Annotated in this window: 33 protein-coding genes; 2 read left to right on the plus strand and 31 right to left on the minus strand. The window is 56.6% G+C overall.

Annotated features, from left to right (window positions below; all coding sequences use genetic code 11):
• Positions 1 to 38: 38 nt before the first annotated feature.
• The 3 genes from ACMDB8_RS24765 to ACMDB8_RS24775 all read right to left on the minus strand — a co-directional run bounded on the left by ACMDB8_RS24765 (position 39) and on the right by ACMDB8_RS24775 (position 3206).
• Complete coding sequence (locus ACMDB8_RS24765) at positions 39 to 797, minus strand: alpha/beta hydrolase family protein (protein ID WP_056728965.1); 759 nt, start codon at positions 795 to 797, stop codon at positions 39 to 41.
• A complete protein-coding gene (locus ACMDB8_RS24770; RefSeq protein WP_056728967.1) occupies positions 787 to 1896 on the minus strand; it encodes a DUF3182 family protein in 1110 nt (369 codons plus the stop codon). The genes ACMDB8_RS24765 and ACMDB8_RS24770 overlap by 11 nt, the downstream gene beginning before the upstream one ends.
• A 317-nt stretch (positions 1897 to 2213) precedes the next feature.
• Positions 2214 to 3206: a GlxA family transcriptional regulator gene (locus ACMDB8_RS24775; RefSeq protein WP_056728969.1), complete on the minus strand. Its 993-nt coding sequence runs from the start codon at positions 3204 to 3206 to the stop codon at positions 2214 to 2216.
• Between the two features lie 101 nt (positions 3207 to 3307).
• Here ACMDB8_RS24775 and ACMDB8_RS24780 point away from each other — a divergent pair, with 101 nt between their 5' ends.
• Positions 3308 to 3856, plus strand: a complete 549-nt coding sequence (locus tag ACMDB8_RS24780) for a cysteine hydrolase family protein (protein WP_056728971.1) — start codon at positions 3308 to 3310, stop codon at positions 3854 to 3856.
• A 262-nt stretch (positions 3857 to 4118) separates the two neighbouring features.
• Here ACMDB8_RS24780 and ACMDB8_RS24785 read toward each other — a convergent pair whose 3' ends face one another.
• The 6 genes from ACMDB8_RS24785 to ACMDB8_RS24810 form a co-directional block, all read right to left on the minus strand.
• A complete protein-coding gene (locus tag ACMDB8_RS24785; protein WP_409078836.1) occupies positions 4119 to 6863 on the minus strand; it encodes a ParA family protein in 2745 nt (914 codons plus the stop codon).
• Positions 6860 to 7297 carry a hypothetical protein gene (locus tag ACMDB8_RS24790; protein ID WP_409078837.1) on the minus strand — a complete coding sequence of 146 codons (438 nt, stop codon included), beginning with the start codon at positions 7295 to 7297 and terminating at the stop codon, positions 6860 to 6862. Before ACMDB8_RS24790 ends, ACMDB8_RS24785 begins: the two co-directional genes overlap by 4 nt.
• A gap of 480 nt (positions 7298 to 7777) precedes the next feature.
• Positions 7778 to 8005 carry a hypothetical protein gene (locus ACMDB8_RS24795; RefSeq protein ID WP_409078838.1) on the minus strand — a complete coding sequence of 76 codons (228 nt, stop codon included), beginning with the start codon at positions 8003 to 8005 and terminating at the stop codon, positions 7778 to 7780.
• A complete protein-coding gene (locus tag ACMDB8_RS24800) occupies positions 7998 to 8285 on the minus strand; it encodes a hypothetical protein (protein ID WP_409078839.1) in 288 nt (95 codons plus the stop codon). Before ACMDB8_RS24800 ends, ACMDB8_RS24795 begins: the two co-directional genes overlap by 8 nt.
• 271 nt (positions 8286 to 8556) lie before the next feature.
• The gene (locus tag ACMDB8_RS24805) at positions 8557 to 9075 is read right to left on the minus strand and encodes a single-stranded DNA-binding protein (RefSeq protein ID WP_007984430.1); all 519 of its coding nucleotides are present in this window, start codon (positions 9073 to 9075) and stop codon (positions 8557 to 8559) included.
• A gap of 9 nt (positions 9076 to 9084) precedes the next feature.
• Positions 9085 to 10482, minus strand: coding sequence for an MFS transporter (locus ACMDB8_RS24810; RefSeq protein ID WP_056728973.1), 1398 nt, complete (start codon positions 10480 to 10482; stop codon positions 9085 to 9087).
• 191 nt (positions 10483 to 10673) lie between these two features.
• Here ACMDB8_RS24810 and uvrA point away from each other — a divergent pair, with 191 nt between their 5' ends.
• On the plus strand, positions 10674 to 13508 hold the full coding sequence (gene uvrA / locus ACMDB8_RS24815) for an excinuclease ABC subunit UvrA (protein ID WP_056728975.1): 2835 nt from the start codon (positions 10674 to 10676) through the stop codon (positions 13506 to 13508).
• Positions 13509 to 13573: 65 nt separating this feature from the next.
• Here the strand turns inward: uvrA and bfr are convergent, their stop codons facing one another.
• The 22 genes from bfr to rplP all read right to left on the minus strand — a co-directional run bounded on the left by bfr (position 13574) and on the right by rplP (position 25453).
• The gene (gene bfr, locus ACMDB8_RS24820; RefSeq protein WP_008053867.1) at positions 13574 to 14038 is read right to left on the minus strand and encodes a bacterioferritin; all 465 of its coding nucleotides are present in this window, start codon (positions 14036 to 14038) and stop codon (positions 13574 to 13576) included.
• A 148-nt stretch (positions 14039 to 14186) separates the two neighbouring features.
• Positions 14187 to 15641, minus strand: a complete 1455-nt coding sequence (locus ACMDB8_RS24825) for a catalase (protein WP_056728976.1) — start codon at positions 15639 to 15641, stop codon at positions 14187 to 14189.
• Positions 15642 to 15878: 237 nt separating this feature from the next.
• Complete coding sequence (gene rplQ / locus ACMDB8_RS24830) at positions 15879 to 16265, minus strand: 50S ribosomal protein L17 (RefSeq protein ID WP_046041617.1); 387 nt, start codon at positions 16263 to 16265, stop codon at positions 15879 to 15881.
• Positions 16266 to 16307: 42 nt separating this feature from the next.
• Positions 16308 to 17309 carry a DNA-directed RNA polymerase subunit alpha gene (locus ACMDB8_RS24835; protein ID WP_007970428.1) on the minus strand — a complete coding sequence of 334 codons (1002 nt, stop codon included), beginning with the start codon at positions 17307 to 17309 and terminating at the stop codon, positions 16308 to 16310.
• A gap of 22 nt (positions 17310 to 17331) precedes the next feature.
• Positions 17332 to 17952, minus strand: coding sequence for a 30S ribosomal protein S4 (rpsD, locus tag ACMDB8_RS24840; protein WP_003176404.1), 621 nt, complete (start codon positions 17950 to 17952; stop codon positions 17332 to 17334).
• A gap of 18 nt (positions 17953 to 17970) precedes the next feature.
• A complete protein-coding gene (gene rpsK / locus ACMDB8_RS24845; RefSeq protein ID WP_002555466.1) occupies positions 17971 to 18360 on the minus strand; it encodes a 30S ribosomal protein S11 in 390 nt (129 codons plus the stop codon).
• A gap of 30 nt (positions 18361 to 18390) precedes the next feature.
• A complete protein-coding gene (gene rpsM / locus ACMDB8_RS24850; protein WP_009045849.1) occupies positions 18391 to 18747 on the minus strand; it encodes a 30S ribosomal protein S13 in 357 nt (118 codons plus the stop codon).
• Between the two features lie 130 nt (positions 18748 to 18877).
• Positions 18878 to 18994, minus strand: a complete 117-nt coding sequence (rpmJ, locus tag ACMDB8_RS24855; RefSeq protein ID WP_002555468.1) for a 50S ribosomal protein L36 — start codon at positions 18992 to 18994, stop codon at positions 18878 to 18880.
• Positions 18995 to 19018: 24 nt separating this feature from the next.
• Positions 19019 to 20347, minus strand: coding sequence for a preprotein translocase subunit SecY (gene secY / locus ACMDB8_RS24860; protein WP_003228718.1), 1329 nt, complete (start codon positions 20345 to 20347; stop codon positions 19019 to 19021).
• Positions 20348 to 20785 (minus strand): 50S ribosomal protein L15, encoded by a 438-nt coding sequence (gene rplO / locus ACMDB8_RS24865; RefSeq protein ID WP_003228720.1) that lies wholly within the window; start codon positions 20783 to 20785, stop codon positions 20348 to 20350. It abuts the gene before it with no gap.
• A gap of 3 nt (positions 20786 to 20788) precedes the next feature.
• Positions 20789 to 20965, minus strand: coding sequence for a 50S ribosomal protein L30 (gene rpmD / locus ACMDB8_RS24870; protein ID WP_003186033.1), 177 nt, complete (start codon positions 20963 to 20965; stop codon positions 20789 to 20791).
• A gap of 2 nt (positions 20966 to 20967) precedes the next feature.
• On the minus strand, positions 20968 to 21468 hold the full coding sequence (gene rpsE / locus ACMDB8_RS24875) for a 30S ribosomal protein S5 (protein WP_003186035.1): 501 nt from the start codon (positions 21466 to 21468) through the stop codon (positions 20968 to 20970).
• A gap of 3 nt (positions 21469 to 21471) precedes the next feature.
• Positions 21472 to 21822, minus strand: coding sequence for a 50S ribosomal protein L18 (rplR, locus tag ACMDB8_RS24880; RefSeq protein ID WP_003186037.1), 351 nt, complete (start codon positions 21820 to 21822; stop codon positions 21472 to 21474).
• 10 nt (positions 21823 to 21832) lie between these two features.
• Entirely contained in the window at positions 21833 to 22366 is a 534-nt protein-coding gene (gene rplF, locus ACMDB8_RS24885; protein WP_003176412.1) for a 50S ribosomal protein L6, read from the minus strand.
• 12 nt (positions 22367 to 22378) lie between these two features.
• The gene (gene rpsH / locus ACMDB8_RS24890) at positions 22379 to 22771 is read right to left on the minus strand and encodes a 30S ribosomal protein S8 (RefSeq protein ID WP_003186040.1); all 393 of its coding nucleotides are present in this window, start codon (positions 22769 to 22771) and stop codon (positions 22379 to 22381) included.
• A gap of 209 nt (positions 22772 to 22980) precedes the next feature.
• Positions 22981 to 23286 carry a 30S ribosomal protein S14 gene (gene rpsN, locus ACMDB8_RS24895; RefSeq protein WP_003176414.1) on the minus strand — a complete coding sequence of 102 codons (306 nt, stop codon included), beginning with the start codon at positions 23284 to 23286 and terminating at the stop codon, positions 22981 to 22983.
• 13 nt (positions 23287 to 23299) lie between these two features.
• Complete coding sequence (gene rplE, locus ACMDB8_RS24900; protein ID WP_003210069.1) at positions 23300 to 23839, minus strand: 50S ribosomal protein L5; 540 nt, start codon at positions 23837 to 23839, stop codon at positions 23300 to 23302.
• A gap of 22 nt (positions 23840 to 23861) precedes the next feature.
• On the minus strand, positions 23862 to 24176 hold the full coding sequence (gene rplX / locus ACMDB8_RS24905; protein WP_003176416.1) for a 50S ribosomal protein L24: 315 nt from the start codon (positions 24174 to 24176) through the stop codon (positions 23862 to 23864).
• 11 nt (positions 24177 to 24187) lie between these two features.
• Positions 24188 to 24556 (minus strand): 50S ribosomal protein L14, encoded by a 369-nt coding sequence (rplN, locus tag ACMDB8_RS24910; RefSeq protein WP_002555479.1) that lies wholly within the window; start codon positions 24554 to 24556, stop codon positions 24188 to 24190.
• Between the two features lie 23 nt (positions 24557 to 24579).
• On the minus strand, positions 24580 to 24846 hold the full coding sequence (gene rpsQ / locus ACMDB8_RS24915) for a 30S ribosomal protein S17 (RefSeq protein ID WP_003176419.1): 267 nt from the start codon (positions 24844 to 24846) through the stop codon (positions 24580 to 24582).
• A gap of 2 nt (positions 24847 to 24848) precedes the next feature.
• A complete protein-coding gene (gene rpmC, locus ACMDB8_RS24920; RefSeq protein WP_002555481.1) occupies positions 24849 to 25040 on the minus strand; it encodes a 50S ribosomal protein L29 in 192 nt (63 codons plus the stop codon).
• Complete coding sequence (gene rplP / locus ACMDB8_RS24925; protein WP_003228729.1) at positions 25040 to 25453, minus strand: 50S ribosomal protein L16; 414 nt, start codon at positions 25451 to 25453, stop codon at positions 25040 to 25042. The genes rpmC and rplP overlap by 1 nt, the downstream gene beginning before the upstream one ends.
• Positions 25454 to 25462: the final 9 nt, after the last annotated feature.

Here is a 25462-nt window from a genome sequence, read left to right on the forward strand (position 1 = left end):
TGCTGGTTGTGAAGACGCCTTCGCGAGCACACCGCAAATCACCGGGATTGAATAATGCTCAACCGCTCCCCCACCACCATCTCGGTAATCCAGCCGACAAGGATCGAGGTGTAGGCCTGCTGCGAAACCGGGTCGCTCAGCGCGTGATCGGCACCATCGATGATGCGATGGGTCAGCGAGTGAGTCTGCTGGCACGCCGCGCGGTAACTCATGATCGTCGAATGGGGCACATAGTCGTCGGTCTCGGACTGCACCAGCAGGACATCCCCGGTGAATTGCGAGCAGGCATGCAAGGCGCGATTGCTGTCGGCACGCACCAGGGTGCTTCGGTAATCACGCAGGTCCAGCTTGTCCAGATCGCGTTTCGGCGCGTGCCATTGCTCGTCGCGATACAGCGCCGGCACCCGCAACGCCAGCCAGCGAACCGGCCTGAGCGAGGTCAGGATCGAGGCCAGATACCCCCCGTAACTGGTGCCGACCACGGCAATCGCCGAGGTATCGAGAGCCGGGTGCGCGAGCAAGCGGTCATAGGCCGCCAGCAGGTCGCGCAAATTGTCTTCCCGGGTCACCCGTGTCAATGGGATACCGGTGCCATTGGTGTGCCCGCGCAAATCGAATGTCAGGCACACGCATCCCAAGCCGGCGATGCCTTTGGCGCGCTCCAGGTCCCGCTCCTGGCTGCCGCCCCAACCGTGCACGAAGAGCACACCGGGAACTTTCGATTTGGGACTCAGGAAGGTCCCGCTCATCTGTTCGTCGTCGATGTCGATCTGAATGGATTCGCTTCTAGCCGTCATAGGATTCAACCGTCACGTACTTGAGGAGAAAGTCACTGGCCTGCGCCGGCCCGCGGTACACCTCGATGGCGTCCGCCGGTAGCGGCTGGTCGATGTAGGTTTCCACCGAAGACACACGAATCGCGCATATCCCCGGATCGTTGACGAAACTCTGCAAGGCCGCCACCTCGGCGCTGCTGGCACCGCCCATGCGCCAGGACTGCTCCAGCACACCGCTGCGTGGCCGGCCGTCGCTGCCGACGCCCTGGGCGATGTCGTAGTTGCGCCGCGAGGCATAGAAACCGGGATAGGCTTCATCCGCCGCGCTGTCGAACACCTGTGCCTGATGGATCGCCAGGCGCACGTCTTCCGGAAGATCCAGTTCCAGTAATGCGTCATAGCCGCCTGGCACCACCAGCAGGTTGGACCCGCCATACACCTGTTCCCCCTGAGCGTCCTCGGTCAAATATTGATCACCGCAGTAACTGAGTACGTGGCCGCCGATACGACTCTGGCCGACGCTGTGGGTGATCACCTGGTCCAGGTCCTGTTCGAGTACCACGCCTTCGGTGAACATCGCCTCAGCCTCCGGCTGGGCAAGCAGCTCATCGAACTCGTCGAGGCTTTTGATCACTTCCTGACCACGTCCGGCACAGGCATGAATCGGTTTCAGGCGGATCGGCCCGGTGTACAGCAAATGCTCTGCCGCCGGACGCGCATCCTTCAGAGAGAACACACTGAGACCGTCGAGCACCACGCTGCGCACCCGCTCGGAAAACAACGGAGCCCAGCCTGGCGGCGCATGGGCGTGGCGGTTGAGCAATCCGTGGCTGATGGCCTTGGTGCAAATGAAGTCGTGGTCGACATAACCACCCCACAAATCCTCCGGCCCCTTGACCCCCAGTTGCCGGGCAATCGCAGCGCCCACCAGGGTCTGGGTCGGCAACAGGTAGAGGTCCCGCCCGACATGCAGTTGCGGGTCGTAGCTGCCGCCATACTTGAGCCCCAGTATCTGAGCCAGCCAGCGGGCCAGCGCACGGTTGGTTTCAACTTCGTGCTGCGGTGCATCGGCGAGCACCGAATGGGCGACCACCAGTCTCCTGGAGTTTGCTGGGGTCATGCATCCCCCTTCAATCGACGCTTGATGAATGTAGCTGAAGGGGTGCAGAGATCAGGCCAAGGCCCGTCGAGGGAAAAGGGGTTTAAAATCAGCCCGTTGCACAGACAGCGATGGCATTAGGCCTGTTTTATTCTGCACGACGCCCTTTGATACTCCGGCATTTTGCACGATTCCAGACTGGCACAGAACACATGTGGAAGCGGGCTTGCTCGCGAAAGCAGAGTGTCATTCACCGCAAATGTTGACTGAAAGTCCGCATTCGTCGGAACGCCGCCCGGAGCAAGCCCGCTCCCACAGGGGGATTTGTTGTGAACGGCCTACCGTGCCGCGGCCCCCGGCGTCACCCCAAACCGCGTCCGATAATCACTCGGCGCCAACCCGGTGATTTTCCTGAACGTCGCACGAAATGCCCCGGGGTCCTGATACCCCACGGTCCAGGCGATGTGATCGATAGTGCCGTTGGTGAACTCAAGCATTTCCCGGGCCTTGCCGACCCGCAGATGCTGGCAGTATTCGGTGGGTTTGAGCCCGCTGGCCGCGCGGAAGCGGCGCAGGAAGGTACGTTCTTCCAGCCCTGCCTTTTCGGCCATCGCCGCCAGCGACACATCGGTCGCCCCGGTGCTTTGCAGCCAGTGTTGCACCTTGAGGATCGCCGCATCGCCATGACTGAGGATCGGCGCAAAGTTGCTGCCGCACTCACTGGCGCTGTCGCTGTGTTCCACCACCAGAAAACGTGCGGTGTTGGTGGCGATGCTCGGCCCCAGCAGTCGATTGACCAGGCGCAGACCCAGTTCGGACCAGGCCATCAGCCCGGCGGTGGTAATCAGGTCGCCGTCATCGACAATCGGCGTATCGGCCTTGAGTCTGATCGCCGGATAACGCTCGGCGAAGGCTTTGGCCGAGGTCCAGTGGGTAGTGGCGCTGCGACCGTCAAGCAGACCGCTTTCGGCCAACAGGATAGAACCCACGCAAACCCCGCCCAGTGTCGCACCGCTGGCATGTTGCTCACGCAACCAGCGGATCAATCCCTGTGGCGCCTGGCCCTCGGAAAAACCGCCGATCGACGGCGGAATCAACACGGCCACCAGGGCGCGCCCCGGGCCGGAATGACTATCGAATACCCGAACCGGCGGCTGATCACCCTCGACCTGCCAATGGCTGACCCGCAACAGCGGTAACTGCGCAGCCTGATGCTCGGCGGCGATCCGGTTCGCCACCCCGAACAAGTCCGTCAAACCGTGCACCGCCGCCATCTGCGCGCCGGGATAGATCAGCACACCGAGTTCGGCGATTGCCCTTTCTGCGTCCATTGTCAGTTTTCCCCCTTCTATTGTCGGTGCGGCCAATCCTCGGATTGCCTGCCACAGCCAATACTTCATTCCACACCAACACACACTTCGAGGAAACAGTCATGGCCAAGCAAGCGCTCATCGTAGTCGATATCCAGAACGACTACTTCCCCCAAGGCAAGTGGCCGCTGGTCGGTGCCGACGCCGCCGCCGACAACGCCGTCCGCCTGATCAAGGCCTTCCGCGACGCGGGGGATTCGGTGGTGCACATCCGCCACGAATTCACCTCCGAAGAGGCGCCGTTTTTCACTCCGAACTCCGAAGGCGCCAAGCTGCATCCGAAAGTGCTCAACCGCGCCGACGAACCGGTGGTACTCAAGCACTTCGTCAACTCATTCCGCGAAACCGAATTGAAATCGATCCTCGACGAGCAAGGCATCAAGGAACTGGTGGTCGTGGGCAGCATGAGCCACATGTGCGTCGACGGCATCACCCGTGCGGCGGCGGATTTTGGCTATACGGTCACCGTGATCCACGACGCCTGCGCCACCCGTGACCTGGAGTTCAATGGCGTGACGGTTGCGGCGGTGCAGGTTCATGCAGCGTTCATGGCAGCCCTGGCGTTTGCGTATGCCAGCGTGGTGTCGACCAACGAGTTCCTAGCGGCCTGAGTCTGCAACCAAATTTTACCGCCCATAAAAAACCCGCACTTCGAAGTGAAGTGCGGGTTTTGTGTTTCAGCTTGCCGCTTGTAGCTTGAGGCTGCTTTAGTACGGAAGTGGATACCTAGATACAAATATCAAAAGAGCCACTAATAGCAAAAAACCTTTTAAATAAAATAAATCCAATCAAAAAATGAAGAACACTCACTTAAATGTAAAGAAATACGTAAATAATTTAGTTTTTTACCGGCAAAACATTAGAGAAATCGGCTCACAAAGGAATGCTCCCAATATTTTTCTTGAGCAAAGCCTGCATGCGTGGACGCCCAGTCGCCGACGTTTCAAAACCTAGCCCGGAACGGTAAATTTCCGGTAGGAAAAGTCGCTCTTCGCCCAATTTGCCATCAAGATCTTCATAAATGACACCGATATCTTGCAGTGCCCCCAATAACTCGACTGTCAGGCAAACGCTTTCCTGACTGAAAGGAACCCTGAGTGAGCGGACACCATTTTGCTTTAACAATTGAGTCCACATTTTGAGTGGTGCAATCTCCGCGACGGCTTCGCTAACCTTTTCTTGACTGCAAAACGGAATAGCTTTTCGCATTGACTCGGGAGAGAGGACACGATCTGTCCACGAAGATCCAACTCTTTCCGACTCGATGTCAGAGGCAAACTTGAGGAACCGTACCAAGTCGCGGGCCTGAACATTGCCTTTCAGGTCACATAAGGCTGCATACACCCAACGAGCAGAGTGAGCTTCTTTCGATTTTTCGCTACCGAGCTTTTTCCCCCATAATTCTTCAAGCTTGTCTTTCAACTGCTCCACGCGGAGTGATTCGGCCGAGCTTGGATCATCAGCATGAATTCCGGCCTGGCAGCTAAGCATGAAAGCTAGCCGTAAAAAGCTCTCCGGATTCCATTGCAGTCGGAACGGTTGATAACGTTGTTGCAGTTGACCGAAATTTTGTCGAACCGCAGCCTGCACATAGTCCGCTCGCACAAAAATTATCGCGCCAATGTGCCTGCTATCCAGTTCGCTCAAACGATTGGTCAACCTCAGCAATGCCTGAATAGCTTCAGCAGCGACGCTATTGGTCGCATCTTCAAACGCATCCTCAATGCCATCGAAAACAATAATGATACGCGCTGATTTTTTGATCAGTTCCTCATTCAGCGTACTCAACTTGCCATCGACTGCACCTAACTGCTGCGCGATGAGCCCATCCCAAAAGTGCTCCCAGGATGCAGGTGGATTGCCAAGTGCATCCTTGATTAAGCGAGACAAGTCCGAGCCACGCTTCAGGTTGCTCTTATCACCCGCGATCAAATCGAGCGCACCTCCCTGCGCGGTCTTGATCTCGCCTTCTGGCGAATCTTCAATGTTGCTGGACCAAAGTGCGGGAAAAATAGATGCATCAACGGTACTAGCCGCGTCAAACCCAAGCCTCTCCAAAAAGAGACTCCATTTGCCGCTCCTGACAATTTGTCGGCAGGTGAAAGTCTTGCCCGCTCCCTTAGCACCAATCATCAACAAATTGGGCAACTCCTTAGCGTGGAGCTTGCCCAAGTTTAGTAATGGCTCAATCGCTAAGATCGAAGCATTGCCATCGCTTTCTGCGAACTGTGCCACCTTACAAACTTCGTGCAGTCGTGTAGCCAGTGCCTGCCTAGAAGACTCGGCACTCACTACAGCCGACGCGCCTTGCGGCGTCGGAGCTAGCTCGGCATAAAGGGCTTCAGCCCATTCACTAGCCCCGGTAAACAGCCGGTTTGACGCAGGCAAAACATCCAGAGCCTCCCGCACAGAACTGATAGACATGAGGGTGCTCAAGAACTCTGCTTCCAACCATTGGACGCCTGAGGCTAGGGTATCGACAGCTGGATATGCCTCCCCAAGCATCTCTAATGCCCGCTCGTAGCTATCTGCTTCACGCAGCTCTTTAGTCAACAAACTCAAGATGACGGTTGGCCGAGCATCATCTCGCCTATCTAAAGGCAGTCGGCTATTGAAAGCGTGCAAGCGCCGCAGCACTTCAGCCATCCCCATCACCGACTGCGGCGCCACCGTGCTGACAAAGAAGTGGTCTACACGCGGGTCAAAAAGAATCGGACTGGCCAGCTCGCTCAAACCCGCCCGAAGGTCAATGAAGACAGCATCAACACCTAAACGTCGACCCAGTGCGTGTAGATGATCGGACAAGCGCCACGGGTTATCAGGATGGCGGGCCAAGTGCTCTGGTGCCACGGGCATGTCCTGAATTTCGGAAAGATCGAGTGCGGCTGGCAAAATGAACAACTCGCGCTGCATGCCCGAAACGCTCAATGAGGTTTTGCGCAGTTCTTCGGCAAAAAAGTCCAGTGTTTCCTCGGCACTGACCGGCGGGTAATGCAATGCCTCCAGCAACTGTACGAATGAAACTGTCGGCCGATTCACCTCATCCAGCCAGAAGCTAACTCCCGGAGCCTCTAGGTCTGCATCAATCACGAGGACTTTTTTCGGGCCCTCACTGGGCTCCTGCATGCAAGCCGCAACGTAGGTCATCAGCGCAGTTGTACGTCCCACACCGCCCTTGAACGAGTGGAACGAAACCATGTAAGGGCCTGCTGTCCAGACTGCTGGCCAACGCTGGACGGACAGACTAGATAAATCCGTAGGCTGCTCTGTGACCTCCTCCGGGAGATAAGTCACATCCCGCCACAAGGGGTAAGTCGGACTTTCCCCGTTGACTATTGCGGCAGATTCAACGACCAACTGCACGGGGTACCAGGCGTCTGCGATACGCAGGCGAATGGCCTTTCGCTCACGGTCGTAAGCATGAGAAAAAACACTGGCTATCCAGTCTTCAACTGCGTTGGCCTCGACAGCATGACGAATCTCCATCCCATCAGCAAAACAGTCGATGGAGTGCACGCCATCTGGAAGACGACTCCACAGCGCCGTCCTTTGCTTTAACAGGCGCTCTACATCCAGCCAGGTCAAAAGGCGATCGGCAACGGTATTCCGCAAGCTCATTTGAGTTCTCCTTGAATCCAGTCCAACACCTTTTGCAGCTGAACTTCGCAATCTTGATCAGTGGGTGCCGAACACACTCCACCGTAGCGCCAGGCCTGATGCAGGATACTGATATCGCCATTGCGCGGAACCTGATTCTGGCCCCGCGTGACGGATGAAAGCTGTAAATTTTCTGGCAATGAAAACTGACTGCCCACCTTTAACTCCTTGAGTACCTGACGGAGATCATGACCGGTCTTCTCAATGTCCGCGCGGTCAAAAAGGGAGCGGTTCTGCCGCTTCAACCAGACGGCTTTCAAGCCACATTCAACGGCATAGAACAACAGAAGGCGATGCGGATTCTTGCGCATATCGCCAGATGGGGGCGAGGCAATGGCAGAAAGATCCCGCCATGCCCGCTTCAATTCACGATCCGTGAAAGGTATCGCACTCATGCCAACCTACCTGTATCCAATTTGTACGCGCCGCTGCCTAGAGCCCCTGAGTGCACTATGCGACAGCTAATCAGTAGCGATCCATGATGGTAGAAAGGCGTTTAGTGCCAGTTCTGTGGACTCAATCAGCATATACGGGTGCCCACTAAAACTTTCCAACCAAAGGCGAGCTGGGCGCATTATGGCTGAAAGCGACTCGAAACTCCGATATTCGAGCTATCTGCAGTCCCAGTGGAAAAATATGGCTCATTCAATTTTTTATTCTGAAACACTGCAACCGGCTATCCGAGCACCATGGTCAGTTCTATTCTGACGAGTCGCGATCAATCGCTGGCAGCTTTGCATCAAGCTTCTCCTTTGGTACACCATGCTTGTAAGCGTTGTATTGCCATTTGAGAAATCTCTCCAGGAGACCCGCATTCTCGGCTTTAAGACGGTCATTTTCGTTTTCCAAGCGTTTGATGCGTTGCTCTGCAATGCTCAAGCTCGGCGGTCTTTTCGTCGAGACAAAGCCTGTTTTCTGCTGTTTTTTCTTGTGCCCGAACGCGCTTTGATTTGCGCGTGCGAGTTAAGGGTCTGACGGGGCGGCCTCACGCCAACGAGGGATGCCGCCGCATCGCAGAGAACTTCCCAGCCCAATTTTCTTTCCCAGGTATCAATCAGGTTGACTAGGATGTTGATGTCCTTGCTGGTCAAATGCTTAGCCATGGCTACCTCCATGGAGCAAGCGAAGTTCATCAAGATCAGGCTCCACTGATGTCGATGTGGCGAGCTTTGAAATGCCTGAGCGAGCTGCGATCTCGCGCTTCAGTGGACTGAATTCCTGATCAATGCTCAAACGGATTGCCGAGCCGTTCGCAGTGCTTGGCGACTCCAGAATCTCGATAAGCTGCCCGATTCTGTCCAGCGTCTTACTTTGATGCTGACTCCAGCGATCTGCACCGTAGACGTCTTCTTCAGAGGCTTCTTGAGCTTTACCAAGCTGCAAGCGAATGCCATCACGTTGTTTTTCAGGCGCTCCAGTTTTTCATCATCACCCTTGGTGCAAACTTGCTCAGTGCAGTTCAAGCAGTCGCGATGCTTCTGGCATGGCAACATGGAAAAGTCATGCACACAAAAGCCTCTGTTACGTGAGCAATACCCTCACCCACGGCCTCCAAGTCAGCAAACGTGACCGGTGCATTGACGCACAAAAACGCAAAACCCCCGCAGGGCGGGGGTCTCAAGCCTAAACTTTACAGAATAGTCTTAGGTAAGAATTAGAACGGAATATCGTCATCAAAGCTGTCGAAATCCGGAGCCGGCTGAGGAGCCGCCTGCTGTGGAGCCGGGCGCGACTGTTGCGGTGCCGACTGCTGTGGACGCGGAGCCTGCTGGCGCGGAGCGGATTGCTGGTAGTTGTTACCGCCGCCCTGGCCTTGCTGGTCGCCCTGTGGACGGCCGCCCAGCAGTTGCATGGTGCCTTGCATGTCGACCACGATTTCGGTGGTGTAGCGCTTGATACCGTCTTTTTCCCACTCGCGGGTCTGCAGCTTGCCTTCGATGTAGACCTGCGAACCTTTACGCAGGTATTCGCCAGCGATTTCTGCAACCTTGCCGAACATCGACACACGGTGCCATTCGGTCTTTTCGACTTTCTGACCGGTTTGCTTGTCGGTCCACTGTTCGCTGGTCGCCAGACTCAGGTTGGTCACGGCGTTACCGTTAGGCAAGTAGCGAACTTCGGGATCCTGGCCGCAAGTGCCGACCAATATGACTTTGTTAACCCCACGGGCCATAACGTTCTCCTAGGCTACGCACGCTGCCCCGGCCGGGTTGTTCACCAGGCGCTCAAGGGTGGTGCGATCCAATAGTTCGGTGTCCAGTTTGATGTAAATCGCCGCCTCTTCCGCGACGATGACTGCATCTGTTACCCCTACGACCGCCTTCAGGCGCTCGACCAGACCCGCTTCGCGGATCGCCTCGGGCGACAACGGCAAGCGCAGGCTCGTGACGTAGGGAGGTTCGCGCATGGTAACAGCAAAGGCCAGCCAGAGGGCAGCGAGAGCGGCGCATCCGAGGAACACAACCGACAGACCGCCATGCTGGAACAGCCAGCCACCGAGGATTCCCCCCAGTGCCGAGCCGAGGAACTGGCTGGTGGAGTAAACCCCCATCGCCGTGCCCTTGCCGCCGGCCGGTGAAACCTTGCTGATCAGCGACGGCAACGAAGCTTCCAGCAGATTGAACGCGGTGAAGAACACCACCGTACCGATCACCAGAGTCCGCAAGCTGTCGCCGAACTGCCAGAAGAATAGCTCAGTGAGCATCAGCGTCACGACGGCGCCGAGTAAAACTCGTTTCATTTTGCGTTTCTTCTCGCCGTAGATAATGAACGGGATCATGGCGAAGAAAGAAATCAGCAACGCGGTCAGGTATACCCACCAGTGCTGCTCTTTGGGCAGCCCGGCTTTCTCGACCAGCGCCAGCGGCAAGGCGACGAAGCTGGACATCAGCATCGCGTGCAACACAAAAATGCCCAGGTCCAGGCGCAACAGGTCCGGATGCTTGAGGGTCGGGATCAGCGCCTGGCGCGCGACACCGGACTCACGGTGCTGCAACGGGCCGGTGGAGCGCGGCACCATGAACATCACGATCACGATGCCGAACAGCGCCATACCGCCCGTGGCAAGGAACAGCCCGGACAACCCGAAGGCGCGGGTCAGCAGCGGGCCGACCACCATGGCCACCGCAAACGACAGGCCGATGGTCATGCCGATCATGGCCATGGCCTTGGTCCGGTGCTGCTCGCGGGTCAGGTCGGACAGCAAGGCCATGACCGCCGCGGAAATCGCCCCGGCGCCCTGCAGGATCCGGCCGGCAATCACGCCCCAGATCGAGTCGGCATTGGCTGCCAGCAGACTGCCGAGGGCAAACACGATCAGGCCCAGGTAAATCACCGGGCGGCGACCGATGCGGTCGGAAATGAAACCGAAAGGAATCTGGAACACTGCCTGGGTCAGGCCATAGGCGCCAATCGCCAGACCGATCAGCGCCGGCGTGGCGCCAGCCAGATCCATCCCATAGGTCGCCAGTACCGGCAACACCATGAACATGCCAAGCATACGGAAGGCGAACACCAGGGCCAGACCGCTTGCCGCGCGGGTCTCGCTGCCACTCATGCGCTCGCTGTGGGGATCGTGCATGGAAAAACCTCATGTGAACCGGCGGCGATTCTACCAGTCCCATCGATTGGCAGGGTATATCGCGACGCTTTGACGCGCATTGCTGACACACTCTTCATGTAAGACAGTAGCCCACTCGTTTGATAGTGTGCATCCATCCAGTATTTGGCCGTATACTCCTACGTTTTCGACGCCCGCCGAGCGAGGCCACCTTGGACAAGATCCTGATTCGTGGGGCTCGAACCCACAACCTGAAGAACATCGACCTGACCCTGCCGCGGGACAAGCTGATCGTCATCACCGGCCTGTCCGGCTCCGGCAAGTCGTCCCTGGCTTTCGACACCCTGTACGCCGAAGGTCAGCGTCGCTACGTCGAATCGCTGTCGGCCTATGCCCGGCAGTTCCTGTCGATGATGGAAAAGCCCGACGTCGACACCATCGAAGGCCTGTCGCCGGCGATTTCCATCGAACAGAAGTCGACCTCGCATAACCCGCGTTCGACGGTCGGCACCATCACCGAAATCTACGACTACCTGCGTCTGCTTTATGCACGCGTGGGTATTCCCCGCTGCCCGGATCACGACATCCCGCTGGAAGCGCAGACCGTCAGCCAGATGGTCGACCTGGTCCTCGCCGAACCGGAGGGCAGCAAGCTGATGCTGTTGGCGCCGGTCATCCGCGAGCGCAAAGGCGAGCACCTGTCGGTTTTCGAAGAGCTGCGCGCGCAGGGCTTCGTCCGCGCCCGAATCAACGGCAAGCTCTATGAACTGGACGAAGCGCCCAAGCTCGACAAGCAGAAAAAACACACCATCGATGTCGTGGTCGACCGCTTCAAGGTTCGCGCCGACCTGCAACAGCGCCTGGCCGAATCCTTCGAGACCGCGCTGAAACTGGCGGACGGTATCGCCCTGGTGGCGCCGATGGACGACGAGCCGGGTGAAGAGATGATCTTCTCCGCACGCTTCGCCTGCCCGATCTGCGGCCACGCGATCAGCGAACTGGAACCCAAGCTGTTCTCCTTCAACAACCCGGCCGGCGCTTGCCCGACCTGCGATGGTTTGGGGGTGAAGCAGTTCTTCGATATCAAGCGCCTGGTCAATGGCGAACTGACCCTGGCCGAAGGGGCGATTCGTGGCTGGGACAGGCGTAACGTCTATTACTTCCAGATGCTCGGCTCGCTGGCCTCGCACTACAAATTCAGCCTGGAAGTTCCGTTCAACGAACTGCCCGCCGATCAGCAGAAATTCATCCTGCACGGCAGCGGCTCGCAAAACGTCGATTTCAAATACCTGAACGACCGTGGCGATATCGTCAAACGCTCGCACCCGTTCGAAGGCATCGTGCCGAACCTGGAACGCCGTTACCGCGAAACCGAATCGGCATCGGTGCGCGAAGAACTGGCCAAGTTCCTCAGCACCCAGTCGTGCCCGGATTGCCGTGGCACCCGTCTGCGGCGTGAAGCGCGGCACGTGTGGGTTGGCGAGAAAACCCTGCCGGCGGTGACCAACCTGCCAATCGGCGATGCGTCCGATTATTTTGGCGGGCTCAAGCTCACCGGCCGACGTGGCGAAATCGCCGACAAGATCCTCAAGGAAATTCGCGAGCGCCTGCAATTCCTGGTCAACGTCGGCCTCGACTACCTGTCGCTGGATCGCAGCGCGGACACCCTGTCCGGTGGCGAGGCCCAGCGTATTCGTCTGGCCAGCCAGATTGGCGCTGGCCTGGTCGGCGTGCTGTACATCCTCGACGAACCTTCGATTGGTCTGCACCAGCGCGATAACGACCGGTTGCTCGGCACCCTCAAGCACCTGCGCGATATCGGCAACACGGTGATCGTGGTCGAGCACGACGAAGACGCGATCCGTCTGGCCGATTACGTGGTGGACATCGGACCGGGCGCTGGCGTGCACGGCGGGCACATCGTCGCCGAAGGCACACCGGCCGAAGTCATGGCTCACCCTGACTCCCTGACCGGCAAATATCTGTCGGGCCGGGTGAAGATCGAAGTCCCTGCCAACCGCACGCCGCGCAACAAGAAGCTGTCGCTGTCGCTCAAGGGTGCTCGCGGCAACAACTTGCGCAATGTCGACCTGGAGATTCCAATCGGTTTGTTGACCTGCGTGACCGGCGTGTCCGGCTCGGGCAAGTCGACGCTGATCAACAACACGCTGTTTCCATTGAGCGCCACGGCGCTGAACGGCGCGACGACGCTTGAAGCTGCCGCTCACGACAGCATCAAGGGTCTGGAACACCTGGACAAGGTCGTCGACATCGACCAGAGCCCGATCGGCCGTACACCGCGCTCCAACCCGGCGACCTACACCGGGTTGTTCACACCGATCCGCGAGTTGTTCGCCGGCGTACCGGAGTCCCGCTCCCGGGGCTACGGGCCGGGGCGTTTCTCCTTCAACGTCAAGGGCGGCCGCTGCGAGGCCTGCCAGGGCGACGGCCTGATCAAAGTCGAGATGCACTTCCTGCCGGACATCTACGTGCCCTGCGACGTGTGCAAGAGCAAGCGTTACAACCGCGAGACCCTGGAGATCAAGTACAAGGGCAAGAGCATCCACGAGACCCTCGAGATGACCATCGAGGAAGCACGGGTGTTCTTCGATGCCGTACCGGCCCTGGCGCGCAAGCTGCAAACCTTGATGGACGTCGGACTGTCGTACATCAAGCTGGGGCAATCGGCGACCACGCTTTCCGGCGGTGAAGCCCAGCGGGTGAAGCTGTCCCGCGAACTGTCCAAGCGCGATACCGGCAAGACCCTGTACATCCTCGACGAACCCACTACCGGGCTGCACTTCGCGGATATCCAGCAACTGCTGGACGTTTTGCACCGCCTGCGCGACCACGGCAATACAGTGGTGGTGATCGAACACAACCTGGACGTGATCAAGACCGCCGACTGGCTGGTGGACCTGGGTCCGGAGGGCGGTTCCAAGGGCGGACAGATCATTGCCGTCGGCACGCCGGAGGAGGTGTCAGAGATGAAGCAATCCCACACCGGTTACTACCTCAAGCCGCTGCTGGAACGCGACAGGGCTTAACCGGGCCCCATGAAAAAGCCCCTGTCACTTCATCAGTGACAGGGGCTTTTTTGTATTCGCAGCAATCAGGTGTGGGATTGCAGGTAGTTCTCAAGCCCGATCAACTTGATCAGACCCAACTGCTTCTCGAGCCAGTAGGTGTGATCTTCTTCGGTGTCATGCAATTGAACCCGCAGCATTTCGCGGCTGACATAGTCCTTGTGTTGCTCGCAGAGCTTGATGCCCTTGCACAGCGCTGCCCGCACTTTGTATTCCAGGCGCAAATCCGCTTCGAGCATCTCGGTGACTGTGGTGCCGACATCGAGATCGTCCGGACGCATCCGCGGCGTGCCCTCGAGCATCAGAATCCGGCGCATCAGGGCATCAGCGTGCCCTGCTTCCTCTTCCATCTCGTGGTTGATTCGTTCGTAGAGCTTGGTGAAACCCCAGTCCTCATACATCCGCGAGTGGACGAAATATTGATCACGCGCGGCCAGTTCGCCGGTCAGCAACGTGTTGAGGTAATCGATTACATCTGGGTGGCCCTGCATCGCCCTACATCTCCCTGCTTGAAAGTTGTAGTTTGAACCAACATGCCGGTATCGTCACTCGCAAGACGCAATAAAAGCGAAGATATTCTGAGAAAACCGGCTGAAATAACGCAAAAACCGCCCAAACAAGGGCGGTTCTGCTTCTCATTTAGACTTCGTTAAGCTGTACGTTGAGCAACTTTGCGATTGCGTCTCCATACGCCGGGTCAGCCTTGTAGAAATGTTGCAACTGGCGGTCAACCACATCACTCGACACACCCGCCATCGCACCGGCGATGTTGCTGACCAGCAGTGATTTCTGCTCTTCAGTCATCAAGCGGAATAATGCGCCGGCGTGACTGTAGTAGTCCGTGTCTTCACGGTGGTCGTAACGATCGGCGGCACCACTGAGGGCCAACGCCGGCTCTGCGTAACGAGGCGCCTGCTTCGGCGACTCGACGTAGCTGTTGGGCTCGTAGTTCGGCGTCGCACCGCCATTGCTGCCAAAAGCCATCGAACCATCGCGCTGATAACTGTTGACCGGACTCCGAGGAGCATTGACGGGCAACTGCTGGTGATTGGTGCCGACACGGTAGCGATGAGCGTCCGCATAGGCGAAGACCCGACCTTGCAGCATACGATCCGGCGACAGTCCAACGCCTGGAACCATGTTGCTGGGCCCGAACGCGGCTTGCTCGACTTCCGCGAAGTAGTTCTGCGGATTGCGATTGAGCTCAAGTTCTCCGACTTCAATCAGTGGAAACTCTTTCTGCGACCAGGTTTTGGTGACATCAAACGGGTTCTCGTAGTGCGCCGCTGCTTGAGCCTCGCTCATGATCTGAATGCACACGCGCCATTTCGGAAAATCACCCTGGTCGATTGCATTGAACAAGTCGCGCTGAGCGTAATCCGGATCAGTACCCGCCAGGCGAGCAGCCTCGGCAGGTGCAAGGTTCTTGATCCCTTGTTTGGTCTTGTAGTGCCATTTCACCCAGTGACGCTCGCCCTGAGCGTTGATAAGGCTGTAAGTGTGGCTGCCGAAGCCGTGCATGTGACGGTATCCATCAGGGATACCGCGGTCGGAAAACAGGATGGTGACCTGGTGCAGCGCCTCGGGCGAATGCGACCAGAAGTCCCACATCGCCTGAGCACTCTTCAGGTTGCTTTGCGGCAAACGCTTCTGGGTGTGGATAAAGTCCGGGAACTTCAGTGGATCACGAATGAAGAACACGGGGGTGTTGTTGCCCACGATGTCCCAGTTTCCTTCCTCGGTGTAGAACTTCAAGGCAAACCCGCGTGGATCACGCTCGGTATCGGCCGAACCACGCTCGCCACCCACGGTGGAAAACCGCAGGAAAGTGGGGGTTTGCTTGCCGACTGCCTCAAACAGCTTCGCGCTGGTGTATTGAGTGATATCGCGCGTCACGGTGAACGTACCGTAGGCACCCGAGCCCTTGGCGTGTACGCGGCGCTCTGGGATGTTTTCACGGTTGAAGTGAGCAAGCTTCTCGATCAGGTGAAAGTCGTCGAGCAGCAGCGGGCCACGAGGGCCAGCGGAACGGGAATTCTGGTTATCGGCAACAGGAGCGCCACTGGCGGTAGTAAGCGTTTTGTTTTGGCTCATGCGATGTTCCTTCCTCTGTCGGTCTTGAACTGCCGGCTATCGGCTGAGAAGGAGTATTGATCATCAATATGACAGCTACAAATTCATTAACTTGTAGACATCGATAGATAAAAACTAATGATCATCCCCATCACATCATGACGATGTGGACGAAGGAGACGCTTGTACAAACGGCGCGTTTCTTACAGGCACAAAAAACCGGGCACTAGGCCCGGTTCTTTGTTTCAGACTGACGTCTTACTCGGCAGATACAGCTTCGCCAGCAGTAGCACGATCAACCAACTCGACGTACGCCATAGGCGCGTTGTCGCCAGCGCGGAAACCGCACTTGAGGATGCGCAGGTAGCCACCCTCACGGGTAGCGTAACGCTTGCCCAGGTCGTTGAAGAGCTTACCAACGATAGCTTTCGAACGAGTACGGTCGAAAGCCAGACGGCGGTTAGCAACGCTATCTATCTTGGCCAAAGTGATCAGCGGCTCGGCAACGCGGCGCAGTTCTTTAGCTTTTGGCAGAGTAGTTTTGATCAGCTCGTGCTCGAACAGCGACACCGCCATGTTTTGGAACATGGCCTTGCGGTGCGAGCTGGTGCGGCTCAGGTGACGACCACTTTTACGATGACGCATGGTTCATTCCTTACCAAACACTACGTTCGGTGATTACGACGATCAGGCAGTCGCCTTGTCGTCCTTCTTAAGACTTGCAGGCGGCCAGTTGTCGAGGCGCATGCCGAGGGACAGACCGCGGGAGGCCAGAACGTCCTTGATTTCAGTCAAGGATTTCTTGCCCAGGTTCGGAGTCTTCAACAGCTCTACTTCGGTACGCTGAATCAGGTCACCGATGTAGTAGATGTTTTCCGCCTTAAGGCAGTTAGCCGAACGTACAGTCAGTTCCAGATCGTCAACCGGGCGAAGCAGGATCGGATCGATCTCGTCTTCCTGCTCGACAACCACTGGCTCACTGTCACCCTTGAGGTCGACGAACGCAGCCAACTGCTGTTGCAGGATGGTTGCAGCGCGGCGAATTGCCTCTTCAGGATCCAGAGTACCGTTGGTTTCCAGATCAATAACCAGCTTGTCCAGGTTAGTACGCTGCTCGACACGGGCGTTTTCCACCACGTATGCGATACGGCGAACCGGGCTGAACGAAGAGTCAAGCTGCAAGCGACCGATGCTGCGGCTTTCGTCTTCATCGCTCTGACGCGAGTCTGCCGGTTCATAACCACGACCACGAGCCACTACGAGCTTCATGTTCAGGGCGCCGTTAGACGCCAGGTTAGCGATTACGTGATCGGGATTAACGATCTCGACATCATGATCCAGCTGAATATCGGCAGCGGTAACCACCCCCGAACCCTTCTTCGACAAGGTCAGCGTAACTTCGTCACGACCGTGCAGCTTGATAGCCAGACCTTTAAGGTTCAACAGGATTTCAATTACGTCTTCCTGTACACCTTCGATGGCGCTGTACTCGTGGAGCACACCGTCAATCTCGGCCTCGACTACTGCACAGCCGGGCATTGAGGACAACAGGATGCGGCGCAGCGCGTTGCCCAGGGTATGGCCGAAACCACGCTCGAGAGGCTCGAGAGTGATCTTGGCGCGGGTTGGACTGACAACCTGCACATCAATGTGGCGGGGTGTCAGGAACTCATTTACCGAAATCTGCATGGATGCACCTATTTTCTAGCCCTTACTTGGAGTAGAGCTCGACAATCAGGCTTTCGTTGATGTCGGCGGACAGATCACTGCGAGCTGGAACGTTCTTGAAAACGCCCGACTTCTTCTCAGTGTCTACTTCTACCCATTCTACGCGGCCACGTTGGGCACACAGATCGAGAGCTTGGACAATGCGAAGTTGATTTTTTGCTTTCTCGCGAACAGCGACCACGTCACCAGCACGAACCTGGTAGGACGGAACGTTAACGGTCTGACCGTTTACGCTGATCGACTTGTGCGATACCAGCTGACGGGATTCGGCGCGAGTCGAACCAAAGCCCATACGGTATACAACGTTGTCCAGACGGCATTCGAGCAGTTGCAGCAGGTTTTCACCGGTTGCACCTTTCTTGCCAGCAGCTTCTTTGTAGTAGCCGCTGAATTGACGCTCGAGAACGCCGTAGATACGACGGACCTTCTGCTTTTCACGCAGTTGGGTGCCGTAGTCGGACTGGCGACCGCGGCGTTGGCCGTGGATACCAGGTGCTGCTTCAATGTTGCACTTCGATTCGATCGCGCGCACGCCGCTCTTCAGGAAGAGATCGGTGCCTTCGCGACGAGCGAGTTTGCATTTTGGACCAATGTAACGAGCCATTCTTTACAATCTCCTGGATTACACGCGGCGCTTCTTCGGCGGACGGCACCCGTTGTGCGGGATTGGCGTCACGTCGGTGATGCTGGCGATCTTGTAGCCACAGCCGTTCAAAGCGCGGACTGCGGATTCACGACCTGGACCTGGACCTTTGACGTTGACGTCAAGGTTTTTCAGGCCGTATTCCAGCGCAGCTTGACCAGCACGTTCAGCAGCTACTTGAGCAGCAAACGGGGTGGACTTGCGGGAACCGCGGAAACCCGAACCACCGGAGGTAGCCCAGGAAAGAGCGTTACCTTGACGGTCGGTGATGGTCACGATGGTGTTGTTAAAAGATGCATGGATGTGGGCGATGCCATCAACCACTGTCTTTTTAACTTTTTTACGAGGACGAGCAGCAGGTTTTGCCATGATTAAATTCCTGTCGATTCGCTGGGGCGATTACTTGCGGATCGGCTTACGCGGACCTTTACGGGTACGCGCGTTGGTCTTGGTACGCTGACCGCGTACTGGAAGACCGCGACGATGACGCAGACCGCGATAGCAACCGAGGTCCATCAAGCGCTTGATTTTCATGTTGATTTCGCGACGCAGGTCACCTTCAGTGGTGAACTTCGCCACTTCGCCACGCAGCTGTTCAATCTGCTCGTCGCTCAGATCTTTGATCTTTGCTGCTGGGTTTACCCCAGTCTCTGCACAAATTTTCTGTGCAGTAGTGCGACCAACACCATAGATGTAGGTCAGCGAGATAACAGTATGCTTGTTATCTGGAATGTTAACGCCTGCAATACGGGCCATTCAGTGGGACTCCAATTGACAGCTACCTACGCCCCGGAAGCCAAGAAATAGGGCGCGAGATAATATCGCTGTAATAACAAATAATCAACCCGGCAGCGCACTAGCTGCCGGGCTTGAAGCACAATCACACTCAGCCTTGGCGCTGTTTGTGACGCGGTTCCGCGCTGCAAATTACTCGAACAACACCTTCGCGGCGAATAATCTTGCAGTTACGGCACAGCTTTTTCACCGATGCACGAACTTTCATCACCAACTCCTCGAACCTTATGGGTCAGCGCAGCATGCCGCTGCCGTAACCCTTCAGGTTGGCTTTCTTCATCAGGGATTCGTACTGGTGCGAAACGAGGTGCGATTGTACTTGGGACATGAAGTCCATCACAACCACGACGACGATCAGCAACGAGGTCCCGCCAAGGTAGAACGGTACGTTGGCTGCAACCACCAGGAACTGGGGCAACAGGCAGACGGCCGTCATGTAAAGAGCACCGAACATGGTCAAGCGAGTCAGAACGCCATCAATGTAGCGCGCAGACTGCTCACCTGGACGGATGCCCGGAATAAAGGCACCGGACTTCTTCAGGTTTTCCGCTACGTCTTTCGGATTGAACATCAACGCCGTATAGAAGAAGCAGAAGAAAATAATCCCTGCACTAAACAGCAGAATATTCAACGGCTGACCAGGAGCGATCGACTGCGAGATGTCCTGCAACCAGCCCATACCTTCAGACTGACCGAACCAGGCACCCAACGAAGCCGGGAACAGCAAAATGCTGCTCGCGAAAATAGCCGGAATAACACCGGCCATGTTCACCTTCAGCGGCAAGTGGCTGGTCTGCGCAGCGAAGACCTTACGGCCCTGCTGACGCTTGGCGTAGTGAACAGCAATACGACGCTGACCACGCTCAATGAACACCACGAAACCGATAATCGCTACTGCCAGCAAACCGATGGCAACCAGGGCGAAGATGTTGATATCACCCTGACGTGCAGACTCGAAAGACTGCCCGATCGCTCTCGGAAGACCGGCGACGATACCCGAAAAAATCAACATCGAGATACCGTTGCCAACACCACGCTCAGTAATCTGCTCACCCAGCCACATCATGAACATCGCACCAGCCACAAAAGTGGATACCGCGACGAAATGGAAGCCAAAGTCACCAGTGAACGCAACGCCCTGCCCCGCCAGACCAATGGACATGCCAATGGCCTGGACGAGAGCGAGGACGACAGTGCCGTAGCGGGTGTACTGGCTGATCTTGCGACGGCCAGCTTCACCTTCCTTCTTCAACTGCTCCAGCTGCGGGCTGACGGCGGTCATCAGTTGCATGATGATCGATGCCGAGATGTACGGCATGATCCCCAGTGCAAAGATGCTCATCCGTTCCAGCGCGCCGCCGGAAAACATGTTGAACAAGCTAAGAATGGTCCCCTCATTCTGTCGAAACAGGTCCGCGAGTCGGTCCGGGTTGATACCTGGAACCGGGATGTGTGCGCCTATTCGGTAGACGATAATCGCCAGGAACAGAAAACGCAGACGAGCCCAGAGTTCAGACATACCGCCTTTGCCGAGCGCAGAGAGAGCACCTTGCTTAGCCATTTATTCCTCGAACTTGCCGCCAGCTGCTTCGATAGCCGCACGCGCACCTTTGGTGGCGCCGATTCCCTTGCCGATAGTGACAGCGCGAGTCACTTCACCGGACAGCATGATTTTCACACGCTGTACGTTGACGTTGATCACGTTGGCATCTTTCAGGGACTGCACGGTGACGATGTCGCCTTCCACTTTAGCCAGCTCGGACAAACGCACTTCTGCGCGGTCCATGGCCTTCAGGGAAACGAAACCGAACTTCGGCAGGCGACGATGCAGCGGCTGTTGACCGCCTTCAAAGCCTGGAGCAATGGTGCCACCGGAGCGGGAGGTCTGACCTTTGTGACCACGGCCACCAGTCTTACCCAAACCGCTACCGATACCACGGCCCGGACGATGCTTTTCGCGACGGGAACCCGGCGCTGGACTCAGATCATTGAGTTTCATCGATTAACCCTCGACACGCAGCATGTAGTAAGCCTTGTTGATCATCCCGCGATTCTCGGGAGTATCCAGGACTTCTACAGTGTGACCGATGCGACGCAGACCCAGACCCTTAACGCACAGTTTGTGGTTAGGGATGCGGCCGGTCATGCTTTTGATCAGCGTAACTTTAACGGTAGCCATGATCAGAAGATCTCCTTGACGCTTTTGCCACGCTTGGCGGCAATGGATTCAGGAGACTGCATGGCCTTCAAACCTTTGAAAGTGGCGTGAACCACGTTTACCGGGTTAGTCGAGCCGTAGCACTTGGCCAGAACGTTCTGAACGCCAGCAACTTCGAGGACAGCACGCATGGCGCCGCCAGCGATGATACCGGTACCTTCAGAAGCAGGCTGCATGTACACCTTCGAAGCGCCGTGAGCGGACTTCATTGCGTACTGCAGAGTGGTGCCGTTCAGATCAACCTGGATCATGTTGCGGCGAGCAGCTTCCATTGCCTTCTGGATCGCAGCAGGCACTTCACGCGACTTGCCACGGCCGAAGCCAACACGGCCCTTACCATCACCAACCACGGTCAACGCGGTGAAAGTGAAGATACGGCCGCCTTTAACGGTTTTGGCTACGCGGTTAACTTGAACCAGCTTCTCGATGTAGCCTTCGTCGCGCTTTTGGTCGTTATTTGACATAACTTAGAACTCCAGCCCAGCTTCACGAGCAGCATCAGCCAGCGCTTTAACGCGGCCGTGGTACTTGAAGCCAGAGCGGTCGAAAGCCACTTGCGAGACGCCAGCGGCCTTAGCACGCGTAGCGACCAGCTGGCCAACCTTAGTGGCCGCGTCGATGTTGCCGGTGGCACCATCACGCAGTTCTTTATCCAAAGTCGAGGCGCTTGCCAGGACTTTGTTGCCGTCGGCCGAAATGACCTGGGCGTAGATGTGCTGCGAAGAGCGGAACACGCAGAGACGCACGACTTCGAGTTCGTGCATTTTCAGGCGTGCTTTGCGAGCGCGACGCAGTCGAGTAACTTTTTTGTCGGTCATTTGCTATGCCCTACTTCTTCTTGGCTTCTTTACGACGGACGACTTCGTCCGCGTAGCGCACACCTTTGCCTTTGTACGGCTCTGGTGGACGGAAGTCGCGGATCTCGGCGGCCACTTGACCTACCAGCTGCTTGTCGATGCCCTTGATCAGGATATCGGTCTGGCTAGGAGTCTCAGCGGTGATGCCTTCCGGCAGTTCGTAATCCACTGGGTGCGAGAAGCCAAGAGCCAGGTTCAGCACTGTGCCTTTTGCTTGCGCTTTGTAACCAACACCGACCAGCTGGAGCTTGCGCTCGAAGCCTTGGCTTACGCCTTGGACCATGTTGTTTACCAACGCACGAGTGGTACCAGCCATTGCGCGAGTCTGTTGATCGCCATTGCGAGCAGCGAAACGCAACTCACCGGCTTCTTCAACGATCTCAACGGACGAATGGATGTTCAGTTCGAGAGTGCCCTTGGCACCCTTCACCGAAAGCTGTTGGCCTGCGAATTTTACTTCGACACCGGCTGGCAGCTTAACGGGGTTCTTAGCGACGCGAGACATGCTTATCCCCCCTTAGAACACAGTGCAAAGAACTTCGCCGCCGACACCGGCAGCGCGCGCAGCACGATCAGTCATCACACCCTTGTTGGTGGAGACGATAGACACACCGAGACCGCCACGAACTTTTGGCAGATCATCGACGGACTTGTACTGACGCAGGCCTGGACGGCTAACGCGCTTCACTTCTTCGATAACCGGACGGCCTTCGAAGTACTTCAGCTCGATGGACAGCAGTGGTTTGATTTCGCTGCTGATCTGATAACCCGCAATGTAACCTTCGTCCTTCAGGACTTTGGCAACAGCTACCTTCAACGTGGAAGATGGCATGCTTACGACGGACTTTTCAGCCATCTGGGCATTACGGATACGAGTTAGCATGTCCGCTAACGGGTCCTGCATACTCATGGGCTAGACGCTCCTAATACAAAAAAATTAGCCTTGCGGCTATTACGTGTCGCCGAGAATCTCCGAGCATGAAAAACACGGGCTCAGGCGAGCCGGGTATTCTAGACACACCCCGGAAATGAATCAAGCCCCAAAAGGGGCTTGATCCAGATTCAAGGCCACCGGTGGTCAGGATCTTGCGATCCTGGACACCGAGACTTTGACAGTACTTACCAGCTGGCTTTAACCAGACCCGGTACGTCACCACGCATGGCAGCTTCACGCAGCTTGTTACGGCCGAGGCCGAACTTGCGGTAAACGCCGTGTGGACGACCGGTCAGGCGGCAGCGGTTACGCATGCGCGAAGCGCTTGCGTCACGTGGCTGCTTCTGCAGGGCTACTGTAGCTTCCCAACGCGCTTCTGGACTTGCGTTCAGATCAACGATGATAGCTTTCAGTGCTGCACGCTTCTTGGCGTACTTGGCAACCGTGAGCTGACGCTTCAGCTCGCGGTTTTTCATGCTCATCTTGGCCATGGTCCTACTCCAATCAGTTGCGGAACGGGAATTTGAACGCACGCAGCAGAGCGCGGCCTTCATCATCGTTCTTGGCAGTGGTGGTCAGGGTAATGTCCAGACCGCGGAGAGCATCGATCTTGTCGTAGTCGATTTCCGGGAAGATGATCTGCTCTTTCACGCCCATGCTGTAGTTGCCACGACCATCGAAGGACTTGGCATTCAGGCCGCGGAAGTCGCGAACCCGAGGCAGGGAGATCGACAGCAGACGATCCAGGAACTCGTACATACGCTCACGGCGCAGGGTCACTTTGACGCCGATCGGCCAACCTTCACGGACTTTAAAGCCAGCGATGGATTTGCGAGCGTAGGTCACAACGACTTTCTGGCCGGTGATCTTTTCCAGGTCAGCAACAGCGTGCTCGATGACTTTTTTGTCACCGATCGCTTCGCCCAGACCCATGTTCAGGGTGATTTTGGTAACGCGCGGAACTTCCATCACGTTCGAAAGCTTAAGTTCTTCCTTAAGTTTCGGAGCAATTTCCTTCCGGTAAATCTCTTTTAGTCGTGCCATGGTCTCATCTACCTAGCAGTGTTCAAGCATCAACCGCTTTTTGGGTCGACTTGAAGACACGAATTTTCTTGCCGTCTTCTACTTTGAAACCAACGCGGTCAGCCTTGTTGGTTTCGCCGTTGAAAATGGCGACGTTAGAAGCATCCAGTGGAGCTTCTTTTTCGACGATACCGCCCTGCACGCCCGACATCGGGTTAGGCTTGGTATGACGCTTGACCAGGTTCAGACCACCAATAACCAGACGGTTGTTAGCGAGAACCTTAAGCACCTTACCGCGCTTACCTTTGTCTTTGCCGGCGATCACGATGATCTCGTCGTCACGACGAATCTTTTGCATGTCGGATCTCCTTACAGCACTTCTGGGGCGAGCGAGACGATCTTCATGAACTTCTCAGTACGAAGTTCACGGGTCACTGGCCCAAAGATACGGGTGCCGATCGGCTCTTGCTTGTTGTTCAACAGAACAGCAGCGTTGCCATCAAAGCGGATAATGGAGCCATCAGCACGACGTACGCCGTGACGAGTGCGGACTACAACAGCAGTCATCACTTGGCCTTTTTTCACTTTACCGCGAGGAATTGCTTCCTTCACGGTAACTTTGATGATGTCACCGATACCAGCGTAACGACGATGGGAGCCACCCAGCACCTTGATGCACATAACGCGGCGAGCGCCGCTGTTATCGGCCACATCGAGCATGGATTGAGTCTGAATCATATAATTTCTCCGACCCCTAGTCCTTAGACTTCCACAGCGCGTTCGAGAACATCAACCAGCGCCCAAGACTTGGTCTTGGCCAAAGGACGAGTTTCACGAATAGTGACTTTGTCGCCGATGTGGCACTGATTGGTTTCGTCGTGCGCGTGCAGCTTAGTCGAACGCTTAACGTATTTACCGTAGATCGGGTGCTTAACGCGACGCTCGATCAGAACGGTGATGGTTTTGTCCATCTTGTCGCTGACAACACGGCCAGTCAGCGTACGGACAGTTTTTTCGGCTTCAGCCATGATTACTTACCTGCCTGCTGGTTGAGCACAGTCTTCACGCGAGCGATGTCACGCTTAACTTGCGAGAGCAGATGAGACTGCCCCAACTGGCCAGTTGCTTTCTGCATACGCAGATTGAACTGGTCGCGCAGCAAGCCGAGCAGTTGCTCGTTCAGCTGCTGTGCGGATTTTTCACGAAGTTCATTCGCTTTCATCACATCACCGTCCGTTTAACAAAGGAGGTGGCGAGCGGCAGCTTTGCAGCAGCCAGGGCGAAAGCCTCACGCGCCAGCTCTTCAGAAACACCCTCGATTTCATACAGGACTTTGCCTGGCTGAATCTGGGCAACCCAGTATTCGACGTTACCCTTACCTTTACCCATCCGAACTTCGAGTGGCTTCTTGGAAATAGGCTTGTCCGGGAATACACGGATCCAGATCTTGCCGCCACGTTTTACGTGACGGGTCAGAGCACGACGCGCTGACTCGATCTGACGAGCGGTGAGACGACCACGAGCAACAGACTTCAGCGCGAACTCGCCGAAGCTGACTTTGCTACCGCGCAATGCCAGGCCACGGTTGTGACCAGTCATTTGCTTGCGGAACTTCGTACGCTTTGGTTGCAACATTTGGCGTAC

The sequence above is a fragment of the Pseudomonas monachiensis genome (assembly GCF_047345015.1).
In the GTDB taxonomy this organism is placed as follows: Bacteria; Pseudomonadota; Gammaproteobacteria; order Pseudomonadales; family Pseudomonadaceae; genus Aquipseudomonas; species Aquipseudomonas monachiensis.

Coding starts and splice junctions, on each gene's coding strand:
- ACMDB8_RS24765 (WP_056728965.1), bottom strand. CDS start 797: ATGACGGCTAGAAGCGAATCCATTCAGATCGACATCGACGACGAACAG.
- ACMDB8_RS24770 (WP_056728967.1), bottom strand. CDS start 1,896: ATGACCCCAGCAAACTCCAGGAGACTGGTGGTCGCCCATTCGGTGCTC.
- ACMDB8_RS24775 (WP_056728969.1), bottom strand. CDS start 3,206: ATGGACGCAGAAAGGGCAATCGCCGAACTCGGTGTGCTGATCTATCCC.
- ACMDB8_RS24780 (WP_056728971.1), top strand. CDS start 3,308: ATGGCCAAGCAAGCGCTCATCGTAGTCGATATCCAGAACGACTACTTC.
- ACMDB8_RS24785 (WP_409078836.1), bottom strand. CDS start 6,863: ATGAGCTTGCGGAATACCGTTGCCGATCGCCTTTTGACCTGGCTGGAT.
- ACMDB8_RS24790 (WP_409078837.1), bottom strand. CDS start 7,297: ATGAGTGCGATACCTTTCACGGATCGTGAATTGAAGCGGGCATGGCGG.
- ACMDB8_RS24795 (WP_409078838.1), bottom strand. CDS start 8,005: ATGGCTAAGCATTTGACCAGCAAGGACATCAACATCCTAGTCAACCTG.
- ACMDB8_RS24805 (WP_007984430.1), bottom strand. CDS start 9,075: ATGGCCCGTGGGGTTAACAAAGTCATATTGGTCGGCACTTGCGGCCAG.
- ACMDB8_RS24810 (WP_056728973.1), bottom strand. CDS start 10,482: ATGCACGATCCCCACAGCGAGCGCATGAGTGGCAGCGAGACCCGCGCG.
- bfr (WP_008053867.1), bottom strand. CDS start 14,038: ATGCAGGGCCACCCAGATGTAATCGATTACCTCAACACGTTGCTGACC.
- ACMDB8_RS24825 (WP_056728976.1), bottom strand. CDS start 15,641: ATGAGCCAAAACAAAACGCTTACTACCGCCAGTGGCGCTCCTGTTGCC.
- rplQ (WP_046041617.1), bottom strand. CDS start 16,265: ATGCGTCATCGTAAAAGTGGTCGTCACCTGAGCCGCACCAGCTCGCAC.
- ACMDB8_RS24835 (WP_007970428.1), bottom strand. CDS start 17,309: ATGCAGATTTCGGTAAATGAGTTCCTGACACCCCGCCACATTGATGTG.
- rpsD (WP_003176404.1), bottom strand. CDS start 17,952: ATGGCTCGTTACATTGGTCCAAAATGCAAACTCGCTCGTCGCGAAGGC.
- rpsK (WP_002555466.1), bottom strand. CDS start 18,360: ATGGCAAAACCTGCTGCTCGTCCTCGTAAAAAAGTTAAAAAGACAGTG.
- rpsM (WP_009045849.1), bottom strand. CDS start 18,747: ATGGCCCGTATTGCAGGCGTTAACATTCCAGATAACAAGCATACTGTT.
- rpmJ (WP_002555468.1), bottom strand. CDS start 18,994: ATGAAAGTTCGTGCATCGGTGAAAAAGCTGTGCCGTAACTGCAAGATT.
- secY (WP_003228718.1), bottom strand. CDS start 20,347: ATGGCTAAGCAAGGTGCTCTCTCTGCGCTCGGCAAAGGCGGTATGTCT.
- rplO (WP_003228720.1), bottom strand. CDS start 20,785: ATGAAACTCAATGATCTGAGTCCAGCGCCGGGTTCCCGTCGCGAAAAG.
- rpmD (WP_003186033.1), bottom strand. CDS start 20,965: ATGGCTACCGTTAAAGTTACGCTGATCAAAAGCATGACCGGCCGCATC.
- rpsE (WP_003186035.1), bottom strand. CDS start 21,468: ATGTCAAATAACGACCAAAAGCGCGACGAAGGCTACATCGAGAAGCTG.
- rplR (WP_003186037.1), bottom strand. CDS start 21,822: ATGACCGACAAAAAAGTTACTCGACTGCGTCGCGCTCGCAAAGCACGC.
- rplF (WP_003176412.1), bottom strand. CDS start 22,366: ATGTCTCGCGTCGCTAAGAACCCCGTTAAGCTGCCAGCCGGTGTCGAA.
- rpsH (WP_003186040.1), bottom strand. CDS start 22,771: ATGAGTATGCAGGACCCGTTAGCGGACATGCTAACTCGTATCCGTAAT.
- rpsN (WP_003176414.1), bottom strand. CDS start 23,286: ATGGCCAAGATGAGCATGAAAAACCGCGAGCTGAAGCGTCAGCTCACG.
- rplE (WP_003210069.1), bottom strand. CDS start 23,839: ATGGCACGACTAAAAGAGATTTACCGGAAGGAAATTGCTCCGAAACTT.
- rplX (WP_003176416.1), bottom strand. CDS start 24,176: ATGCAAAAGATTCGTCGTGACGACGAGATCATCGTGATCGCCGGCAAA.
- rplN (WP_002555479.1), bottom strand. CDS start 24,556: ATGATTCAGACTCAATCCATGCTCGATGTGGCCGATAACAGCGGCGCT.
- rpsQ (WP_003176419.1), bottom strand. CDS start 24,846: ATGGCTGAAGCCGAAAAAACTGTCCGTACGCTGACTGGCCGTGTTGTC.
- rpmC (WP_002555481.1), bottom strand. CDS start 25,040: ATGAAAGCGAATGAACTTCGTGAAAAATCCGCACAGCAGCTGAACGAG.
- rplP (WP_003228729.1), bottom strand. CDS start 25,453: ATGTTGCAACCAAAGCGTACGAAGTTCCGCAAGCAAATGACTGGTCAC.